This is a genomic window from Aeromonas molluscorum (genome assembly GCF_051376105.1).
In the GTDB taxonomy this organism is placed as follows: Bacteria; Pseudomonadota; Gammaproteobacteria; order Enterobacterales; family Aeromonadaceae; genus Aeromonas; species Aeromonas molluscorum.
On record NZ_JBPQCY010000002.1, the window covers coordinates 258,033 to 278,563 of the forward strand.

Below are 20,531 nucleotides of genomic sequence, written 5' to 3' on the forward strand. Positions count from 1 at the left end.
CTTCCCTCCCGATCCCTGACAATCTCATTTCGTGTGAAGTGACGGGAATCGCTCATCTTTTTCCGTGCTCACCCCCTCGTTTGAATTGGCGGGAGTCGTCCATGTTTACCCTCTACCACTCCAATCAGCTGGATCTGCTCAAGGAGCTGCTGGTCAACCACATCCGGCAGGCACCTCTCGCTCACCCCTTCGAGCAGGAACAGATCCTGGTACAGAGTCCTGGCATGGCCCAGTGGCTCAAGCTGGAACTGGCCAAGGCATTCGGCATCGCCGCCAATCTCGAATTCCCGCTGCCCGCCAGTTTCATCTGGGAGATGTTTACCCAAGTGTTGGCGGATGTGCCGCGCCAGAGCCCCTACAACAAGGGATCCATGAGCTGGCAGCTGATGACCATATTGCCCGCCCTGCTGGAACGCCCCGCCTTCGCGCCCCTGGCCGCCTACCTGGGCAGTGGCGGGGGGGAGGATCCTGGCCAGGATCCCGCGCAGGCGCCCGAGCAGGTGCGGCTGTGGCAGCTGTGCCAGAAGGTTGCTGACCTGTTCGATCAATATCTGGTTTATCGGCCGGACTGGATCGCCCGCTGGGAAGAGGGAGAGGGACTTGTCGGAACGGGGAGTCAGGAGCTGGCCGGGGTGAGCGGCCAGGATTGGCAGCCCGAACTGTGGCGGGAGCTGGTGGCCCGCACCCTGACGCTGAGCCCCAGTGGCTACCATAGAGCCAACCTCTATGAAGAGTTCATCCACGAGCTGCAAAAGAGCGCCCAGCTGCCGGGCAAGCTGCCTCGACGGGTGTTTGTATTTGGGATCTCGGCGTTGCCGCCGCGCTATGTGGAAGCCTTGCTGGCCCTGGGTAGCCGGGAGGATGTGGAGGTGCATCTGTTCGTCACCAACCCCTGCCGCTACTACTGGGGGGATCTGCTGGACAGAAAGACCCTGGCCCGCCTCGAAAGCAAGCTCAAACCCGGCACCGACATAGAGAGCCTGCAAGGGCCCGCCAACCCGCTGCTCGCCTCCATGGGCAAGCTGGGACGGGATTATCTGCATCAGCTGATGGAGCTGGAGGTGCCGCAAATCGAGGCCTTCGTCGAGATAGACGATCTGGACGATAACGGCAACGCCAGGCTGCTGCGCGCCGTCCAGAAAGATGTACTGGATCTGGCCTCGCGGGGCGAGGGCCAGTTCAGTCTGGATGGCAGCCACCACAAGAGCCCAGTCGATCCTCAGGATGGATCCTTGCAGATCCACGCCTGCCACGGCCCGATGCGCGAGCTGGAGGTGTTGCACGACCAGCTGTTGGCGCTGTTCGAACAGGACTCGACCTTGAGTCCGAAAGACGTGGTGGTGATGATGCCGGACGTCAACAGCTACGGCCCCTATATTCAGGCGGTGTTTGGTGCGCGCGGCCAGATCCCCTTCGCGGTGTCGGATCGGGCGGCGAGTCAGGAGAGCCCGCTGCTGCAAAGCTTCCTCGCCCTGCTCAGGCTGCCCAACGCCCGGCTGGGGGCCGGCGAGCTGCTCGCCATCCTCGAAGTGCCCGCCGTGCTGCGCCGCTTCGAGCTTGATGATGACGAGTTCAACCAGCTGCGGGTCTGGGTGCAGGAGACCGGTATCCGCTGGGGACTGGACGATGCCTACCCCGAGCGCTTCGACCTGCCGCGCCTGTCCGGCAACAGCTGGCTGTTCGGCCTGCGCCGCATGTTGCTCGGCTTCGCCATGGGGGATGGCGAGCCGGTGGCGGGCATATTGCCTTACGCGGATATCGAGGGACAACAAGGCTTGGCGCTCGGCAAGCTGGCCTGGTTCGTCGATTCACTCGCCGAGTTCCTGCCGCGTCTGCAACGGGAACACTCCCTGCCCGCATGGTCGGCTTGCCTCAATGAGCTGCTCGAGCGCTTCTACCTGGCGGACGAGGAGGAGGAGCGACTGCTGCAACTTATCCGCAGCCAGCTCGTCGAGTGGCAGGGGGCGCTGGCCGAGGCGCGCTTCGAGCGCCCCATCACGGCGGATCTGGTGCAGGACTACCTTGGCAGCGTGCTGGGAGAGCAGCGATCCAGCCAGCGTTTCCTCGCCGGTCAGGTCAACTTCTGTACCCTGATGCCGATGCGATCCATCCCCTTCAAGCAGGTCTGTCTGCTTGGCATGAACGATGGGGTCTACCCGCGCACCCTGGCCCCCATGGGGTTCGATCTGATGGCCAGTGCCAGTCGGCGCGGGGATCGCTCGCGCCGGGACGATGACCGCTATCTCTTCCTGGAGGCGCTGCTCAGCGCCCAGCAGGGGCTCTATATCAGCTATCAGGGCTTCAGCGCCCAGGACAACAGTGCGAAGGTGCCCTCAGTGCTGCTGGCGGAGCTTGTCGACTACGTGCGCCAGGGCTTCGTACTGGCGGGAGATGAGACACTGCCAGACGAGCAGTCCGGCGAGCGGCTGCTCAAGCACCTGGTGGTCGAGCACCCGCTGACCCCCTACAGCCGCAATTACTTCTATCCGGAGGCGGGTTCGCGGCTCTTTACCTATGCCGTCGACTGGCTGCCCGCCTTGGATCCCGTGGCGGGGGCGGCCAATTTCCAGAGTGGCGAGCTGCCACTGCCCCCCGAATGGGGCAAGGAGCAGGGGCTGGAGCTGGCCGAGCTGCTGCGTTTCTATCGCCAGCCCGCCAAGTATTTCCTCAATCGCCGTCTCAAGGTGTGGTTCGAGTTGAACGAAGCCAACATCGAAGACAGCGAGCCGTTCGAACTGGACGGCCTGCAGCACTATCAGCTCAAGAGTCTGCTGCTCGATTCCCATCTGGCACAGGGGAACAGCCCGGGGCGGAGCGATAGTGTGGACAAGCGGCGCGAGCGGCTGCGCCTCTCGGGGCAATTGCCCCAGGGCTGGTTCGGCAGTCTGCTGCTGGACGACCTCGATAAACAGATGGGTGGCCTGGCCGAGCGGCTGCGTCCCTGGGTTGCGGGTGACGAGGCACAGAAACAGGCGGTGGAGATCGATATCTCCCTGGCGCAAGGGCAGCTGCAAGGCTGGATTGACACCCAGAAGGGGCGTCAGCTGATCATCAAGCCCGGCAGCTTCAACGGCAAGGATCTGCTGCTGGGCTGGATCCAGCACCTCTGCCTCTCCCTGAGCGAGGCTCCCGGCGACACCCTGCTGTTCGATGCCAAGCTGAGCTGGCGCTTCCCGGCCCTGGCTGCCGACGAGGCGCGCCCCAGGCTGGCGGCGCTGGTGGCGCTCTGGCAGCAGGGCATGAAGCGACCGCTGCCCTTCTTCCCCAATACCGCCTGGGATTGGTTCAAGGCGATGGAAAAGGACCCGGACAAACCGGATGCCGCCGACAAGGCGGCGCTCAGCCGTTTCAATGGTGGCTGGATGATCAATGGCGAAGGGGAGGACCCCTATGTTGCCCGCTGCTTCCCCGAACTGGATGACGCCGTGCTGGGGCAGTTGAAGGATCTGGCCCGTGAACACCTGACCCCGCTGCATCAAACCCTGGAGGAGCTGAAATAATGGCTAGCCCGCTCAATACCCTGCGTTTCCCCCTCCATGGTGAACGACTGATCGAAGCCTCAGCCGGTACCGGCAAGACCTACACCATCGCCGGGCTCTACCTGCGCCTGCTGCTGGGTCACGGCCCGGTTATCGAACAAGAAGGCGAAGAGGGGGCCGATGTGGGTCAGCCCAGCGCCCACGAACGGCCGCTCTCGGTGACCGAGATCCTGGTGGTGACTTTTACCGAAGCCGCCACCGCCGAGCTGCGTGGCCGGATCCGCGCCCGCATCCACGAGGCGCGCCTCGCCTTCATGGGCAGGGAGAGCACAGATCCGCTGCTGACCCAACTGCTGCTGGAGGTCGAGGATCACCCCTTGGCGGCCCGTCGCCTGCTGGCCGCCGAGCGGCAGATGGACGAGGCGGCTGTCTTTACCATCCACGGCTTCTGCCAGCGGATGCTCAAACAGAACGCCTTCGAATCGGGCGCCCTGTTTGAAACCGAATTTCTCACCGATGACAGCCAGCTCAGGTTGCAGGCGGTGAGTGACTACTGGCGCACCGAGTTCTATCCGGTGGATAAAACCCTGGCCAGTTCGGTGCGCGCGCTCTGGCCGAGCCCCGCCGCCCTGCTGCGAGAGATGAGCAGCTGGCTCGACAACAGCGAGCTGGAGATACTGCCTGCGCTGGGGGACGAGACCCTGGCCGAGCGCCATCAGGTGGCCATGGCCCGTATCGAGGCGGTGAAAAATGGCTGGCTGGCGCAAGGGGACGAGATCCGCCGCCAGACAGAGGGGCAAATAAAGCTCTATACCGGCAAGAACTACGAAGGCTGGCTCGCCAAGATCGGGGACTGGGCACAGGATCCGACCAGCGGTTATACCCTGCCCAAGGATCTCGATCGCTTCGGCCAGGAAACATTGGAGGCCAAGCTGAGCAAGGGGAAGGCGTTACCAACCCTGCCGCTGTTCAGCGAGATCGACGAGCTGCTGGCGAGCCGCCCAGGTATTCGGGATCTCATCCTGCAACGGGCCGCCAAGGTGGTGCGCAGCCGGATGCAGGCGAGCAAGCGGCAGGCCCATCAGCTCTCGTTCGATGACCTGCTCAAGGATCTCGATGGGGCGCTCGGCTCCAGCCTGGGCGAGCGGCTCTGCGAGCGCATTCGCGCCAGCTATAGAGTGGCGATGATCGATGAATTCCAGGATACCGACCCCCAGCAGTACCGCATCTTCCATCGCCTCTACGGCGGCCACCAGGACACGGCGCTCCTGATGATCGGCGACCCCAAGCAGGCCATCTACGGTTTTCGCGGTGCCGACATCTTTACCTACATTCAGGCGCGGCGAAATGTGAGCGCCCACTACAGCCTGGGGCGCAACTGGCGCTCCAGCGGCGCGCTGGTGGGGGCGGTCAACGGCCTGTTCGAACGGGCGAAAGATCCCTTTATCTATGAAGCGGATATCCCCTTCTTGCCGGTGGAGGCGCAGGGCAAGAGCAAGGCACTGCAACTCGACGGGCAAGTTGCCCCCGTGCTGCACTGCTGGCAGCTGACCGGCCAGCCCACCTTCAACCGCGGGGATTACCAGAGCCGAATGGCCCGTGCCACGGCGGCGGAAATTCACCGACTGCTGACCCTGGCCCGCGAGGGCAAGGCGCTGATTGGCGACAAGCCGGTCAAGGCCGGGGACATTGCCGTGCTGGTGCGCACCGGCGCCGAGGGCCGACTGGTGCAGCAGGAGCTGGCGCGCCTTGCCATCGCTTCGGTTTATTTGTCGAATCGCGAGAGCGTGCTGGAGCAGGTGGAGGCGCGGGAGATACTGCTGATTTTGCACGCCTGCCAGAACCCGAGCGAGGAGAGGAGCCTTAGGGCGGCGCTCGCCACCGGCCTGTTCGATCTCGATGCCAGGGCGCTCGACGCTCTGGCCAGCGACGAGCGGGCGTGGGAGAGCGCGGTGCAGGAGTTTATGGAGTACCGAGCGATCTGGCACCGCCGTGGCGTGCTGGCGATGCTGCGAGCCCTGCTGCACCGGCGCAATCTCGCTTCCTCCCTGCTGGCGAGTCCCTATGGAGAGCGGCGGCTGACCAACTTCCTCCATCTGGGGGAGCTGCTGCAACAGGTGAGCTGCGAGCTGGACGGCGAATATGCCCTGCTGCGCTGGCTGGGGGAGGCGGTGAGCCGCCCCAATGGCCAGGATGCGGAACAGGTACTGCGCCTCGAATCGGAGCGCAAATTGGTGCAGATCGTCACCATCCACAAATCCAAGGGGCTGGAGTATCCGCTGGTCTTCCTGCCCTTCATCTGCAGCCACAGAACTGCCGAGACCCCGCTCTACCACGAATCGGGAGAGGGGGAGAACCGTACCATCCTCGATCTGACCGGCGCCGAGGGATCCTTGGCCGAAGCCGACAAGGAGCGCCTTGCCGAAGACTTGCGGCTGCTCTATGTGGCGCTGACTCGCGGCGTCTACGCCACCTGGCTCGGGCTGGCCCCGGTGCGGGCCGGGGCGGGCAAGTCGGAGCAGACCGATCTGCACCACACCGCCATCGGCTACCTGCTGCAAAAGGGGGAGGCGGGGGACGCAGCTACCCTGGCGAGCGCGCTCACCGAGCTTGCCCAGGCGCTGCCCGGGGTGGCGGTCGGTGAGCCCTCGCTCACCCGCCCGGCCCCGCTGGTGGCCGAGCACGAGCAGCTGGGCGAGCCCCAGGTGCGCCACTTTAGCGGTCGGCTGGAGCGGGACTGGTGGATCAGCTCCTACTCAGGTCTCGCGGCCCAGGGGAACGGCCACGGCAAGGGGGTCTTGGCCAATCCCGGCTTCGATGACGAGGTGGTCACCGAGGCGGCTGCATTGGCTTCCGAGCAACCGGAGGAGGCGCCCCAGCCCTCCATCTTCACCTTCCCCAAGGGGGCGCGCCCCGGCACATTGCTGCACAGCCTGTTCGAGACCATCGACTTTCAGAGCGCGGCGGGCGAGCCGCTGGCACAGCATATCGCCACCCTGCTGGCGCAAGATGGCTTCGACGAGAGCTGGGCCCAAGTGCTGCAACAGCAGGTGGAGGCGGTGCTGGAGACGCCCCTTGAAACAGGCCTTGGCGAGCCGGTGCGGCTGCGGGATCTGGCCCCCGAGCGCAAGCAGGTGGAGCTGGAGTTCTTCCTGCCCATGGGACGGGTGACGGCGCCGGCACTGACCGCGCTCTGCCAGCAGCATGACCCCCTGTCGCGGGGCAACAAGCCGCTGGGCTTTGCCACTGTGCAGGGGATGCTCAAGGGCTTTATCGACCTGGTGTTCGAGTGGCAGGGGCGCTGGTACCTGCTTGACTACAAATCCAACCACCTCGGCATGAGCCCGGCCGATTACAGCCGGCCGGCGCTGGAGCGGGCCATGGTTGAGCATCGTTACGACCTGCAATACCAGCTCTACTCCCTGGCGCTGCACCGGCTGCTCGCCCTGCGCCTGCCGGGCTACGACTTCGACCAGCACTTTGGCGGCGTGTTTTATCTGTTCCTGCGCGGCATGCCCCAGGGTGGGGTGTTTCATACCCGACCCAGCCGCGAGCTGGTGCTGGGGCTGGATCGGTTGTTTAGCGAGGGGGCGACGACCGCCACCGCAGACGTTTCGGATAACGGGGTAGAAGCATGAAGAGCGCAATGATGATCGAACGGCTCAAGGCCCTGGCGCTAGGGGGGCGCATCCGCCAGCTGGATCTGCAATTTGCCAAACTGGTGGCAGACCTTGGCGGCGGCCCCGAGCTGGTGCTGGGGGCGGCGCTCGCCTGCTACGAGCTTGGACGCGGCCACGTCTGCCTGCCGCTGGAAATGCTGGCCCATGCCGGTAACGAGAAGGGATCCCTGCGCCCCTTCGGGCTGGATCCGGATCAGAGCCGGGATCTGCTGGCGGATCTGGCGGATCCTGCGAGCTGGCCTGCCCTGTTTGCGGCAAGTCCGCTGGTTGGCTCTGAAGCTCATGAGGGGGAGGCCCCCCGCTGGCCGCTACGGCTCTGGCGCGGGCGGCTCTACCTCACCCGTTATCACGATCATGAGCAAGGGGTGGCCCGCCACCTTCGCGCCTTAAGTGAAAGAGCCGAATGGCCGGAGATTGCCCCGGCCCTGTCGCGGCTCTTTGCCCGCGACTACGGTCTGGTGTTCGCGGCGCTGCTCAAAGCCCGCCTCGCCCCCGACTTCTCGGCCCGCCATTTCGTCGAGAAGTATCTGGATCTGGTGTTCTCTGACGGGGTGGATTGGCCCGCCATCGAGGCTTTGCTGGGGAGCGCCCAGGCGGCGAGCGATCTGAGTGCGCTGGATAAATTGGTGCCCGAGGCGCTCTGCTGCAACGGCCAGAAGCTGGCGGCGGCCACGGCGGCGGCGCGCCCCTTCGCGGTGATCTCCGGCGGCCCCGGCACCGGCAAGACCACGACTGTGGCGAAGCTCCTGGCCATTCTGGTAGAGACTGGCCTGCAAGCAGGCAAGGCCCCGGCGATCCGGCTGGTGGCCCCCACCGGCAAGGCGGCGGCACGCCTGACCGAGAGTATCGGCTCTGCCCTGCTGGCCCTCGACCTTGCCCCCGAGGTCGTGGAAGCCATCCCCACAGAAGCGGGCACCCTGCACCGGCTGCTCGGGGTGATCCCGGGGCGCAGCCAGTTCCGCCACCACGCAGGCAACCCGCTGCACCTCGACTTGCTGGTGGTGGATGAGGCCTCCATGGTCGACCTGCCCATGATGGCACGTCTGCTCGATGCGCTGCCGAGCCACGCCCGCCTGATCCTGCTCGGCGACAAGGATCAGCTCGCCTCGGTGGAGGCGGGGGCCGTGCTCGGCGATATCTGCAGCTTTATCGAACAGGGCATCAGCCCCGCGCAGGCCCATTGGCTCTCCCGCCAGACAGGTTATCGCTTGCAGGGCACGCCAGCGGGAGCACCGGTACGTGACAGCCTCTGTTTGCTGGCCAAAAGCTGGCGCTTTGATCAGCATTCCGGCATCGGCCAGTTGGCGCGCGCCTGCAACGGCGGAGATGCCACGGCGGTGGAAGCGGTCTGGAGTGCGGGATTCAAGGACATCAGCCTGCACCCCTGGGCGGGGGAGGCTTACGACGCCCTGATTGCCCAGGGAGTGGCCGGTTACGGCAGCTATCTGAAGGCGGCCCGCGCGGGGGAAGATCCCGCCGCCGTGTTCAAGGCATTCAACAGCTTCCAGATCCTCTGCGCCCTGCGCGATGGCCCGTTTGGGGTGCTGGGGCTAAACGAGCGGCTGGAACTGGCCCTGTCACGGGCCGGGCTGATTGCCCGCGACGGCGACTGGTATGCCGGTCGCCCTGTGATGGTGGTGCGCAACGACCACGGGGTTGGCCTCTACAACGGCGATATGGGGCTCTGTCTGCCCGATGAAACTGGTCGCCTCAAGGTATGGTTCGAGCAGCCGGACGGCACCCTGCGCGCGCTCTTGCCAAGCCGATTGCCGCCCCACGAGACCGTCTACGCCATGACCATCCACAAGTCCCAGGGTTCGGAATTTGCCCATACGGTGCTGGTGCTGCCGGACAGCCCCAGCCCCCTGCTGACCCGCGAGCTGGTCTACACCGGTATCACCCGCGCCAAGGCCCGCCTCGATCTCTATGGCGATCGCGCCCTGCTGGCACAGGCTGTGCGGAAAAAGACCGAGCGTTATTCCGGATTGGCGGAGAGGTTGGGAGTCATAAAAGTGGGTTAATGTTGTCTATTAATCTTGGCCAGTAGATTTATGGTGTTGATCGAAACCTAACAAAATGACACTATTAGTCGACGGTAGCGTATCGCTATCCCAAATAACTAGATGTTAAGTTGCTTGTTTTATGCTGGTTACTAACCTAACGAGCGTAGTGTGCTATCTCGGTATCACATTACTTGTGCAAGGCACCCCATCGCAACGCCCGCAAGCGAGCGTAGCTCTTGATACGCCTAGCCGCGCCCCGATGAAGGTAAACAAACAGGCATATTCTAGTTTTTGGCTTCATCGGGTCGCATCCTATTGTATGGGTAGGCTAGGCGTATATCTTAAAGGCATGTTATGGAAAATACCTTAAATTATCGAAGGCGATATAAAAACTCAATTAGCACTGTTGATAATTTGTTATCTTGCCTCGATATTCCCCCATCGGAATATGAAGATTTCAAGGCGCTTTCACCTAGCGATAGGTATAAAGAATTTTTTGTGCCAAAAGCAGATGGAACATCAAGGCATGTCCACGCCCCCCATAAGTTAGTAAGGAAGATACAAAGAAGAATTGTTCGACGAATCTTCGGTAGTCCTAAAAGAAATCCATGGAATAAACACCGACAAAAAGGTGGCGCGATTATCTGGCCAGAATATATATATGGTTCTGTTCCAAATGATCACTATAATAACACCATGATTTCTAAAGACTACGTAGCTTGTGCAAGTAAGCATTGCGGTAGTCAATCCGTGTTAAAAATAGATATTAAAGATTTTTTCGATAATATTACGCCAGAATTGGTTTTCAATGTGTTCAATAAGTTATTAAAATATCCACGAGCTGTTGCAAATGCTCTGGTTGATATATGCTGTCATAACAATATGTTAATTCAGGGTGCATTAACATCTAGTTATATCGCTAGTGCGGTTCTATTTGATGTTGAGCCAGCAATAGTTCAAAGGCTAAAAAGTAAAGGTTTGAGTTACACAAGACTAGTTGATGATATCACAATCTCAAGTCGCAATCCCGAATATGACTTTTCATTTTCACTCGAACTTGTTCGCCAGATGTTATATGAAAAAAATCTCCCTTTAAATGAGACCAAAACAATTATAATTAGATCTTCGACAACAGACATTTTAATTCATGGTCTAAGAGTCTCTTTCAAAGAACCAAGATTACCATCTGATGAGGTGTCTAGAATAAGGGCTTCAGTTAAAAATCTTGAGTCTCTTGCTAAAATTGCAGATTATAGAGTTAGTAGAGATTATCGGCGTAGTTTTAATAGGTGTCTAGGTAGAGTAAATAAACTTAAGAGAATTGGACATAAGCAATATATATCACTGCAAACTAGAGTGTTAAATATTCTTCCTTTACCATCTAAGATGGATATAACTAGATTGGATTCATTTATACATAAACTTGAAGGTTGGTATGCTAACCATAAAGAGGAGTATTGGTATCGTCGGTTTTATCATCAGGCTCATTACGATTTGAACATTCTGAATAGAACTTTTGAGCATTCGTCGCGTAGATTCAGATCGCGCTTAAATGATATAAAACCAATGTGTGAGGCTTCGCACCAACCTACCGATTGTGTAGGTTGTGGCTGAGCGTAACCCAACGTTTACCGCGTAATCTCTTTTTTCCTGCCCCTTATCCCCAGCCCTTCTCCTGCTTTTTTAATAAACGGGAGAAGGGAGCAAATACGCCGTCCGATTACGCTCCGCTAATCGAACCTACGTGGCTGACTGTTTTTGCCGTCAACCGAATCGGCATGGCTGGCGATCATATCCTCGGTGCCGCGTTATCTCCTCCCCGCCTTTCTGCCGCCGCAATATGTCGCGTATGACGCCACTTTTCCTCGCCTTTGTCCAAGGAGGGGGCGCCCGGGCTGGCGGGGGGCCGGGTTCTGGTACAACTTCTGATACAACTAAGGAACGGCTGGTCACAAGACACCACCTGATGGGGAGTTTGTTATGGAACAGAGTGTGAAATCGTCCCTTGTCCTCGGCAGCCTGCTGCTGGCAGGGCTGCTGGGCATGGCCTGGATCGGCGGCAACAGCCTGCTCAAGGCCAAGGAGTATGAGCGGCGGGTGTCGGTGAAGGGGTTGTCTGAGAAGGAGGTGCAGGCCGATGTCGTGGTCTGGCCCATTCGTTTTTCCGGCGCCAGCAACGAGTTGCCCGGCCTCTATGGCGAGATGGGCAAGAGCGCGGCCGCCATTCTGGCCTATCTCAAGCTCAACGGCGTGGCCGAGGAGGAGATACTGATAGCGCCTCCCGCCGTCACCGACAAGCTGGCCCAGCCCTATGGCGGCGCCGAGGCGAGCGCCTTTCGCTACACGGCGGCCCAGACCATCACGGTGCGCTCCGGCCAGGTGGACAGGGTGCGCCAGCTGATGAACGGCATCGCCGAGCTGGGCCAGCAGGGCATCGCCTTCGCCGGCCAGGATTATCAGCAGACCGAGTTCATCTTCACCCGCCTCAACGAGCTCAAACCGCAGATGGTGGAGGAGGCGACCCGCTCGGCGCGGGAGGTGGCCGACAAGTTTGCCAAGGATTCCGCCAGTCGGCTCGGCAAGATCCGCACCGCGAACCAGGGCCAGTTCACGGTGGAGAATCGCGACTCAAGCACCCCCTATATCAAGAAGGTGCGGGTGGTTTCCACGGTGGAATACTATCTCTCTGACTGATCCCTGCCCGGCGCCAGTCAGCCTGCCCTGGCTGGCCCATGTTCGACTGTCCGCATGGGGTTGAAGTCTTGAATTGATGCGTTCAGTGGATGCATGGGCATGGTGAGCACCGGGAGTCATCCCGACGCCTGTCGGTTGTCCTGCGTCATCACTGCTCGCATCCCGGCCCAGATGGCCGGGAAGCCGCTTTCCACGCGCTGTGTCGTTCGAATCGCACCACCCCAAAAAAGTGTGATTTTGACTATTACGGGCGCCAGCGCAGATATTTTTAGCCCTAATGCCCCTACACTTGATCCCACTAAATCGCCCCATGAGTGTGAGCAAGGATGGCATCATGAATGAGGAGAGCTATCGACAGAGGGATCCGCTGCTGCCCGACCTCTGCGACGAGGTGGTGCAAACCATCATAGATCTGGTCAGCGACGGTATCTGGGATTGGCATGTCGACTCGGGTTACGTCTATCGCAATGCCGGTTGGTATCGCATGCTGGGCTATGAGCCCCACAGTCTGGACAATGACGTGCTCACCTGGGAATCCCTCATCCACCCGGAAGATCTGGGCCGGGTCATGACCCACTTCGACGATTACCTGGCCGGTCGCAGCCCCCATTACCGCATCGAGTATCGCTGCCGTACCCGCGGCGGCGACTATCTGTGGATCGAGGACAGCGGCCATATCGTGGCCCGCCATCAGGATGAGACCCCCGCCCGCATGATAGGGGCACACCGCGACATTCATGACAAGAAGCTCAATTTCGAGACCCTGATATCGACCAACAAGTCCCTCGCGCTACTGGTGGATGAGTGTACCCAGGAGCTGCGCCGTGCCAACGAGGAGTTGCAGCGTCAGGTCGAGGAGAACCGGCGGCTGGCCGAAACGGACGCCTTGACCCAGGTCGCCAATCGCTATCGGCTGGAGCAGACCCTGCGCCGGGAGTGCGAGCGGGCCAAGCGGTTCAACCAGCCCCTGAGCATAGTGACCCTCGACATCGACGAATTTAAACAAATCAATGACTTGTATGGACATTGCGCCGGGGATCTGACCCTGGTCGAATTGGCGAGTCAGGTAAAGCACCAGTTGCGGGAGATAGACACCCTGGCGCGCTGGGGTGGGGATGAATTCATTCTGATATTGCCCAACACCCCATTGCAGGATGCGCGCCGGGTTGCCGAGAAGATCCGGGCTCACATTGCCGAGGTGGGGCTGCAGACGCCACTGCCCATCACCCTCAGTTTCGGCCTGGCGGAATACTTGCCGGGGGAGGGGTCTCATCAATTGCTCAACCGGGCAGATGGCGCCCTCTACCGGGCAAAGCGACTCGGCAAGAACCTGATCAGCGAGTAGCCCGACCGGTTTTTCTGCCGAGCGACGGCTGGCGTGTCGCTTTTTCCCTTGACCTATTACCCCCTGGCCGTGCTGCGGCTGGCTGGCGCCCTGGTGGTTGGGACAGGCCAGCTTGCGCCATTCAGTGCTTGCTGTCCGTAGAGGGTATGCCTTGGTGCCCCCCGGGATGGTTCGGGTTCACCTTCATCATCTTGACGGGGGGATGCCAGTTGGCAATCTCGGCAATCGGCATGGGCTTGGCAAACACGTAACCCTGGATCAGATAGACGCCGCGCTCGGCGAGATAATCCAGCTGCTCTTGATTTTCGACCCCCTCCGCTATCATCTCCATGCCCGATTTATGGCCAAAGGTGATGATGGCATCGAGCACGTTACGTTTCAGATCCTGGGTGCCTATGGTATCGATGAACATCTTGTCGATCTTGATGCGGCTAATGCCCAGTTGCTGCAGATAGGCGAAGCCGCCGTAGCCGGTACCAAAATCATCAATCTTGAAGTGGTAACCGCGCAGGCCCAGGGCCGCCATCTCTCGGGCGGCGCTCTTCATGTCCGAGATGGGGGTGCGTTCGGTCAGTTCGAAGGTGAGGCGCTGGGGATCCGGCCAGTGCAAGCGCAGCAACATCTCTTGCAAGTGCCTCTGTTCGACGTGGGCGGCGACCAGATTGACGCTGACCCACTGCGGGCTTGCCAGCAGCTTGAGATCCACGACGACCTGGCTTACCAGCTGCTCCGTCATGGGGATGATCAGCCCCTGACGCTCGGCGAAGTCGATAAATACCCCGGGAGGAATGAAATTCTCACCTCGTCGCCAGCGGATCAAAGCCTCATGGCCGACGACCTCATGGGTGCGGCTATCGACAATCGGTTGGTAGAAAGGCAGAAATTCCCGCCGTTGCAGGCCCAGCTTGAGCAGGCCATCCAGGGAGTTGCGGTAGTTGCGCAGCAACCAGTAACCCGCGAGCAGCAGCAATCCCAGGGAGAGGGCAATGATCAGACCTATATGACGGATTTGCTCGGCGGCATGCTGACGCAGGGCCGTGCCTGCCCACAGGGTCTGTTGCACCCGTTGGCGCTCATACATGTGGTTGAGCTTTATCGCGTGGGGCTGGCCCATGATGGCGGCGTTGCCTCGCGGGAAATAGAGGTGCTCAAGCGCCGGATCATGATGAGTGAATTCCAGATAGAAGCACCCTTGGCAAGGGGTGCGTAGCAGTTCATGGGTCCAGCTGTTGTTGAGAATCCAATAGGCCAGGTTGCCTGAACGTTTGACATAGACCATCAATTCTTGCTCTGTGCCAAAGGAACGCTTGGTGGCGGTGAGCCCGAAGCCGGAGGAGAGTGGCGTACCTTCGATGTCTGCCAGCTGGGGGAGGCCCAACCCCAGGGTAGAACAGCCCTTGCCTTGTGCGGGCTGGAGCCCCGCGAGGCGGATATGGCGACTGTAATAGTCGGGGTTGCGCAGCAGTGCCATGTCCTCTGCCCCACAGTCGAACTTGAAGTGGGTCAATTGGCTCTTGATGTCGTGCTCGAGCACCTTGTTACGCTCTGCCTGGTAGGCGAGCAGCTCGCGTTCCTTGGCTTTGAGCAGTTGATGGGTGACCGGGCCGGTCAGCAGAGGAGTGAGCAGCAATAACAGCAGTGGAGGAGTGCAGAACAATCCCAGGCTAATCCACAAAGAGGTGAGTCGAGACATGATCAACCTTGCTAATGTCGAACCATCAGGCTCGATTGAGTTTTAACCATCATAACGATTAGCAGTATCAATTTGAATGACTTGGTATGCGCATTCAACAGTGGTTGGTAACTTGCTGATAATAGTTGATTTTTAATTGTCGGCAGCACAAGATTCAATCGGTGACCTGTCAGAAATGACAATTGTCCAGCTTATCCGAACTCGGTAGAGTAGCCGTGCGGTTTGACTCACCGTGTGTTCAATACTCCTGTATCTGTATGTTTTGTCAGTAGCACAGAGTGTTAGTTTTGATATGAGTGTTTTGGTCCCCTCTGCGGGACCACTTTTCTTTCTGCTCCCCCCTCAGTTTTACCTTCCCGAATCACCTTGGTATTGGCGGCGCTATTGATTATGCTCGCGCCCTTAATCTCAGCAGTGGGATCCCTGCCCATAGGCGGGTGCAGATCCGGCTGTTACCATGAGTCAACACGGACGTTGGCGCAACGGAAGGCCCATGAAACTCACCACACAACTCGTCTCCTTCATCACCTTGTGCGTAATCGCGGCCATGGCCATGGTGCTGCTTGGCGGGGTATTCAGCTTTCGCCAGCTCGGGTTCGAGATGCAGGAGAACAAGATCAATGCCCTGGTCGAGGTGGTCGACAAGCAGCTGGAGGTGGCCGACGATCATCAGGATCTCACCCGCTGGCTGCCGACCCTGCTGCGTTCGGCCCGAGTGGTCGAGCTGGAAGTTCGCCAGGGCAAGCAACGCATCTACTGGTTTCGCGACGTGCAGTTTCAGGAAGACGAGAGCCTGCTGATCCCCTATCACCGCCAGCTTGACCGTCAGCCGGGTCTGGTCGCCGATTTCAAGCTGGAACGCCCCTTCAAGGAGTTCGAGTACTCGATGCAGGCCATGTCCGGCATCTCCTTTGGCATATTGATAGTGGTGTTCGGGCTCTGGTACTCGATCCGCTGGTTGCGCCTGCAACTGCGGGGCGCCGAGCTGCTGGCCCTGCGGGGCCAACTGATCCTCGATGGCAAGCTGGCCAAGCTGGCCCATGACCCTGCCGAGGAGTGGCCCATTTCGGCCAGCAGCGCCCTCGACAAGCTGCTCGCCGAACTGACCGATGCTCGCAAGGAACGCAGCCGCTTTGATAACTTCATTCGCAGCAATGCCTTCGTCGACAAGGACGTCGGCATAGGTAACCGTCTCTTCTTCGACAACCGGCTGGAGAGCGCCATCATGGAGGCGAACGTGATGAGTGGTGGCATGCTGCTTATCGAGCTGGCCTGCCTGGAGGAGCTGGACCTCGAAGACGAAGCCCATCAGGTGCGGGAGTTGTTGCAGGAGACGAGCGGCTCCATCGCTACCTTCGTGCGCAAGCACAACGGCGCCTTGCAGGCGCGCTACGCCGGTCAGGTGTTCGCGGTACTGCTGCCCAACATGGCCGAGAGCGAGATGGTGGACGGGGCCAGCCAGTTGCTCAAGAGCCTGCAGCGACTGCATTGGCCCGCGCAGGTCAATCCGGAGACTGCCGTCTTCATCGGCGCCGTCTGCTATCAGTCCACGGACTCCCTGCTCAAGGTTCAGGAAGAGGCCGAGCTGGCCCTCAAGAGTGCCAGACTGCAAGATCACAGCGGCTGGTTCCTCTACGAGAAGCAGCTGGATCTTGAGCCAAGCAGCAAGGGCACAGTGCGCTGGCGCACTCTGCTCAGTCGCAGACTGGAAGAGCGGGGCATCGATTTCTATCGCCAATCGGTGCAGCAGGATCGCGGTGCCCTGGTGCTCCAGCAGGAGATACTGACCCGGATCCAGGATGAACAGGGCCGCATATTGCAGGCCGGTGTCTACATCCCCATGGCCGAGAAGACGGGACTGTTGCTGCCCCTGGATCGGCTGGTGGCGGAGCAGACCTTGTTGCTGCTGCGCGCCGAGGGCGAGGCGAGCCCGCCGATAACCCTCAGTCTGTGCGCCCAGAGCATGCTCAATCGCGACTTCCAGCGCTGGCTCTTCTTCGCCCTGTTCCAACTGCCGCGCAGCACCAATGAGCGGCTGGTGTTGCAGTTCTCCGAGGCCCAGGTGACGCGTCATTACGAGGCGCTCAAGCGGCCGCTGCGATCCTTGCGCATGCTAGGTTGCCATTTGGCTATCGATCATGCGGGCCAGGATGTGGTGAGCACCCAGTACATCAAGGAGTTCGAGATAAGTTTCCTGCGCCTGCACCCCAGCCTGGTGCGGGAGATCCAGAGCCGTCAGGTCAACCAGATGGCGGTGCGCAGCCTGGTGGGCGGCTGTGCCAACACCCAGGCGCGGGTCATCGCCGTCGGGGTGGAGAGCCAGGAGGAGTGGAAGATGTTGCGCCACTTGGGGGTCTATGGCGGTCAGGGGCCCTGGTTCTCCGAGCCGGAGCGACTTCCCTTGCCCCAGGTCTAGGTGACTGAACTGTCCCCCAGTCGATCGACGAACAACAAACAGGGCCACCCAAGGGTGGCCCTGTTTGTTGTGGCGCTGACCAGACTCAGATCCGCCCTTGTTCCCGCAACCCAGCCAGCCCCTGCAGACCACCGGTATGGATGAAGACGATGCGACTGCCCCTGGGAATATGCCCGGCCGCCAGCTCGCGAAACAGCCCCCACATCGCCTTGCCGCTGTAGATGGGCTCCAGCGGCAGGCCCGTTTCGGCGCTGAAGGCTCGTACCCAGTGCCAGAGCGCCGGGCTGAACTTGGCGTAGCCGCCATCGTGATGGTCGAGGGCGACGCGCCAGTGAGGATCCTCTGCGGCGCCCGGATAGAGCCGACACACCTCCTCGCGGATGAAATCGGCCCCCTTGAGCACGGCGATGGCGAGGATCTGCTCCCCGGCACGCTTGCCCGAGACGAGCCCGGCCAGAGTGCCGCCGCTGGCGCAGGGCAGTACCCAGAGATCCGGTGAGAAGGGCAGTTCATCGACCAGCTCCGCGACCCCGGGCAGGGCCAGGGGGGCACTGCCGCCCTCCGGGATAATCAGGGTATCTGGTGTCTCGAACTGCGCCAGCCAGGCGGGCTCCTGGCGGCGGCGGTAACTCTGCCGGTCGACAAAAATGAGATCCATCCCCCAGCCCCTGGCATCTATCAGAGTGGGATTACTGACGGCGCTCGGCTCACCACGTATGATGCCGGTAGTTTTCAGGCCAAATTGGCACCCAGCCGCCGCCAGGGCATGGATATGGTTGGAGTAGGCTCCGCCAAAGGAGACCAAATGGGTCTTTCCCTGTTCCCGGGCATGGGCCAGCTGGTACTTGAGCTTGCGCCACTTGTTCCCCGAGAGCTGGGGGTGAATGAGATCGTCGCGCTTGCACCAGAGACTGACCCCGTACTCGTTCAGTAAGGGGTGGCTGATGGCTTGCAGGGGGGAGGGCAGTCTGCCTTGGGTGTCCGTCATTTATCTAGAGGCTAATCCACTGTATATGTTAAGGTTTGATTCGTTTTTCGCGGCCAGGTATCGGCGATCATGACATCCTTTTTTTCCGCAAAGCCCCAAGGGCGTCCGGTGGGGCTGCTGCTGGCCCAGGACAGGGTCATGCTGGCCGCGCTCAGCGAATCCCCTCTCTTCGCCACCCGCAAGGTCAACAGCCAGCAGGAGTGGCCCCTTGCCATCGCCGAGCTCTTTCAGCGTCACGGCCTCGCCAAGTCGCGGGTGCGGGTGGCCCTGGCCGCCAACCTCTGCCAGCAGGTGCAGATAGACAAGCCTACCGTGCCCGAGGCCGAGATGGCCGGTGCCCTGCCCTGGGCCGTCAAGGATTACGTCAATGAGCCGGTAATGCAACTGGCGATGGATTATGTGGACCTGCCCACTCCGCCCGCGGGTCAGCCACGCATCAATGTTATCTGTGTGCCCAAGAGCCGGATCCAGCTGGTGGCCGACAGCGTCAATGCCGTGGCAAAGCTGGAGGCGATACAGAACGACGAGCTGGTGCTCACCGCCCTGTATGAGAGCGATCAGCAGGTACGTATGCTGCTTTTGCAACCCAAGGGCCAGGATCTGCAACTGCTGGTATTTCATCAGGGGGGGCTGTGCTTCTCGCGTCAACTGCGCGGTTTCTCCGCCCTGACCGCAGAGCAGGAGCCCGATGGCATGCAACTCGACAGCCTGATGCTGGAGATACAGCGCTCCCTCGATTATTTGGCCGGTCAGCTCAAGCTGCCCGAGCTCAGCGCCCTGCAGCTGGCCATCGCCTCGCCCTTCATCGGCACCCTGGTGCGCCACATGGAGCAGACCTTCGGCTTCCCTGTCTCGGCCATGGCCAACAAGGCGGTGCTGGCCGGAGTCGAGTACCTCTCCGCCTATGGCGCAGCCCTGGGAGCCCGCTCATGAATGCCGGCACCATGAAGCGCCAGATCAACCTCTACGGCGCCGAATTTCGTCCCCGCCGCCAGTGGGCCAGCCTGCCGCAGATGCTGCTGGCCTGGGGTCTGCTCGCCGTGCTGCTGGCTGGCATGGGGGCACTCTATGCCTGGCAACAGCAAGGGGTGAGCCGTGAGCTGGTGCAGGTGCGAGTGGCGCTTGACGTGCAGCGCAATGAGGCCAAGCGGCTCGATGCGGCGCTGGCTCGTCATCAGGCCGATGAGGCCCTGCAACGCCAGCTGGCGGACAAGCGCGACGAACTGAGCGCCAAGCAGGGGCTGATGCGCCAGCTTGGCAGCCTCTCCCTGCAAAAATCCCAGGGCTATGCCGGCATCATGTCGGACTTGGCCCGCCTTGGTAGTGACAAGCTGGCCCTGGAGCGCATCGAGATCAACGAAGGTCACATCAACCTGGCCGGGGTGGCGCGCAGCAGTCAGGATGTCCCGGCCTGGGTCAACCGCTTCAAGCAGATGCCGACCCTGGCGGGCAAAGAGTTTGGTGAGCTGACCCTGAGCCGTGACAAGGCGGGACGACTGCAGTTCCAGCTGAGCGGTATCGCGCGGGAGAAACCCTGATGAGCGCGCAGTGGCAAGCTAATGGTATCCGGCACCTCGAGGAGCACTCATGAAGGCCCAGTGGCAACATTATTGCGAGCGGGTCGCGGCCTTGAGTCAGCGGGAGCGGGTACTGATCCTGCTGACGGGTCTGATCCTGGTGTTCGCGCTCTTTTATTACGGCTGGCTGGAGGGGGCCGGTGCCCGGCTGGATCAGGATCGGCAGGGGCTGGTCACGGCCCAGCGGGATCTCGAGCTCATGGGGCTGGAGAATCAGGGCAAGCAGGCCAAGCTCAACCGGGATCCCAATCTCGGGGTACGCAACCAGCTGACCAGCGTCAAGCAGCAGCTGGCGCGCATTGACGATGAACTCAAGGCCCAGACGGTGGACCTGATCCCGGCCGACGAGATGGCCGCCGTGCTGGAGAGCCTCTTGGCCAACAGCTCCCGCTTGCACATGCTGGCCTTGACTACCATAGCGCCTACTCCGCTGGTGCCTGGAGATCAGGCCGATAACCTGTTCAAGCACGGCATCCGCCTCAAGCTCGAAGGGGGGTATTTCGATGTTTATCAATACCTCAAAGCATTGGAAGCCTTGCCCCGCCACTTCTACTGGCGGCTGTTTGACTACCGGGTGCAGGCTCATCCCACCGCCGTGGTGGAGATGGAGATCTACACCCTGAGCACCAGCAAGGAGTTCATTCGTGGCTAAGTGG

At 60.8% G+C, this 20,531-nt stretch carries 12 protein-coding genes; 10 read left to right on the forward strand and 2 right to left on the reverse strand.

The features are described 5' to 3' along the window. The first annotated feature begins 101 nt into the window (after positions 1 to 101). The 6 genes from recC (at position 102) to ACSMDR_RS11880 (ending at position 13,201) form a co-directional block, all read left to right on the forward strand. Positions 102 to 3,500 (forward strand): exodeoxyribonuclease V subunit gamma, encoded by a 3,399-nt coding sequence (recC, locus tag ACSMDR_RS11855; protein WP_436468376.1) that lies wholly within the window; start codon positions 102 to 104, stop codon positions 3,498 to 3,500. After that, positions 3,500 to 7,117, forward strand: a complete 3,618-nt coding sequence (gene recB / locus ACSMDR_RS11860) for an exodeoxyribonuclease V subunit beta (protein WP_436468377.1) — start codon at positions 3,500 to 3,502, stop codon at positions 7,115 to 7,117. Before recC ends, recB begins: the two co-directional genes overlap by 1 nt. Further along, positions 7,114 to 9,180 (forward strand): exodeoxyribonuclease V subunit alpha, encoded by a 2,067-nt coding sequence (gene recD, locus ACSMDR_RS11865; RefSeq protein WP_436468378.1) that lies wholly within the window; start codon positions 7,114 to 7,116, stop codon positions 9,178 to 9,180. Before recB ends, recD begins: the two co-directional genes overlap by 4 nt. A gap of 336 nt (positions 9,181 to 9,516) precedes the next feature. Then, complete coding sequence (locus ACSMDR_RS11870; RefSeq protein WP_436468379.1) at positions 9,517 to 10,776, forward strand: reverse transcriptase family protein; 1,260 nt, start codon at positions 9,517 to 9,519, stop codon at positions 10,774 to 10,776. Positions 10,777 to 11,142: 366 nt separating this feature from the next. Then, the gene (locus ACSMDR_RS11875; protein ID WP_042001235.1) at positions 11,143 to 11,856 is read left to right on the forward strand and encodes an SIMPL domain-containing protein; all 714 of its coding nucleotides are present in this window, start codon (positions 11,143 to 11,145) and stop codon (positions 11,854 to 11,856) included. Positions 11,857 to 12,190: 334 nt separating this feature from the next. Beyond that, the gene (locus tag ACSMDR_RS11880; RefSeq protein WP_436468380.1) at positions 12,191 to 13,201 is read left to right on the forward strand and encodes a sensor domain-containing diguanylate cyclase; all 1,011 of its coding nucleotides are present in this window, start codon (positions 12,191 to 12,193) and stop codon (positions 13,199 to 13,201) included. Between the two features lie 121 nt (positions 13,202 to 13,322). On the opposite strand, the gene ACSMDR_RS11885 is transcribed toward ACSMDR_RS11880, so the two are convergent. Continuing rightward, complete coding sequence (locus ACSMDR_RS11885; RefSeq protein ID WP_436468381.1) at positions 13,323 to 14,894, reverse strand: EAL domain-containing protein; 1,572 nt, start codon at positions 14,892 to 14,894, stop codon at positions 13,323 to 13,325. Between the two features lie 493 nt (positions 14,895 to 15,387). Between ACSMDR_RS11885 and ACSMDR_RS11890 the strand changes: the two genes are divergently transcribed. Then, positions 15,388 to 17,310 carry an EAL domain-containing protein gene (locus tag ACSMDR_RS11890; RefSeq protein ID WP_436468382.1) on the forward strand — a complete coding sequence of 641 codons (1,923 nt, stop codon included), beginning with the start codon at positions 15,388 to 15,390 and terminating at the stop codon, positions 17,308 to 17,310. Between the two features lie 85 nt (positions 17,311 to 17,395). Here ACSMDR_RS11890 and ACSMDR_RS11895 read toward each other — a convergent pair whose 3' ends face one another. After that, positions 17,396 to 18,298, reverse strand: a complete 903-nt coding sequence (locus tag ACSMDR_RS11895; protein WP_436468383.1) for a 1-aminocyclopropane-1-carboxylate deaminase/D-cysteine desulfhydrase — start codon at positions 18,296 to 18,298, stop codon at positions 17,396 to 17,398. Between the two features lie 69 nt (positions 18,299 to 18,367). Between ACSMDR_RS11895 and ACSMDR_RS11900 the strand changes: the two genes are divergently transcribed. Genes ACSMDR_RS11900 through ACSMDR_RS11910 form a run of 3 tightly spaced genes read left to right on the forward strand, consistent with a single transcriptional unit; the run spans position 18,368 to position 20,527 of the window. Further along, a complete protein-coding gene (locus ACSMDR_RS11900) occupies positions 18,368 to 19,231 on the forward strand; it encodes an MSHA biogenesis protein MshI (RefSeq protein WP_436468384.1) in 864 nt (287 codons plus the stop codon). Between the two features lie 11 nt (positions 19,232 to 19,242). After that, positions 19,243 to 19,836, forward strand: a complete 594-nt coding sequence (locus tag ACSMDR_RS11905) for a PilN domain-containing protein (RefSeq protein ID WP_436469313.1) — start codon at positions 19,243 to 19,245, stop codon at positions 19,834 to 19,836. 49 nt (positions 19,837 to 19,885) lie between these two features. Continuing rightward, entirely contained in the window at positions 19,886 to 20,527 is a 642-nt protein-coding gene (locus ACSMDR_RS11910; RefSeq protein ID WP_436468385.1) for a type 4a pilus biogenesis protein PilO, read from the forward strand. Positions 20,528 to 20,531 lie beyond the last annotated feature (4 nt).

Bases quoted from the DNA above. Each gene is read 5' to 3' on its own strand.
- recC (WP_436468376.1), top strand. From the start codon at position 102: ATGTTTACCCTCTACCACTCCAATCAGCTGGATCTGCTCAAGGAGCTG.
- ACSMDR_RS11875 (WP_042001235.1), top strand. From the start codon at position 11,143: ATGGAACAGAGTGTGAAATCGTCCCTTGTCCTCGGCAGCCTGCTGCTG.
- ACSMDR_RS11885 (WP_436468381.1), bottom strand. From the start codon at position 14,894: ATGTCTCGACTCACCTCTTTGTGGATTAGCCTGGGATTGTTCTGCACT.
- ACSMDR_RS11905 (WP_436469313.1), top strand. From the start codon at position 19,243: ATGAAGCGCCAGATCAACCTCTACGGCGCCGAATTTCGTCCCCGCCGC.
- recB (WP_436468377.1), top strand. From the start codon at position 3,500: ATGGCTAGCCCGCTCAATACCCTGCGTTTCCCCCTCCATGGTGAACGA.
- ACSMDR_RS11870 (WP_436468379.1), top strand. From the start codon at position 9,517: ATGGAAAATACCTTAAATTATCGAAGGCGATATAAAAACTCAATTAGC.
- ACSMDR_RS11900 (WP_436468384.1), top strand. From the start codon at position 18,368: ATGACATCCTTTTTTTCCGCAAAGCCCCAAGGGCGTCCGGTGGGGCTG.
- ACSMDR_RS11890 (WP_436468382.1), top strand. From the start codon at position 15,388: ATGAAACTCACCACACAACTCGTCTCCTTCATCACCTTGTGCGTAATC.
- recD (WP_436468378.1), top strand. From the start codon at position 7,114: ATGAAGAGCGCAATGATGATCGAACGGCTCAAGGCCCTGGCGCTAGGG.
- ACSMDR_RS11880 (WP_436468380.1), top strand. From the start codon at position 12,191: ATGAATGAGGAGAGCTATCGACAGAGGGATCCGCTGCTGCCCGACCTC.
- ACSMDR_RS11895 (WP_436468383.1), bottom strand. From the start codon at position 18,298: ATGACGGACACCCAAGGCAGACTGCCCTCCCCCCTGCAAGCCATCAGC.
- ACSMDR_RS11910 (WP_436468385.1), top strand. From the start codon at position 19,886: ATGAAGGCCCAGTGGCAACATTATTGCGAGCGGGTCGCGGCCTTGAGT.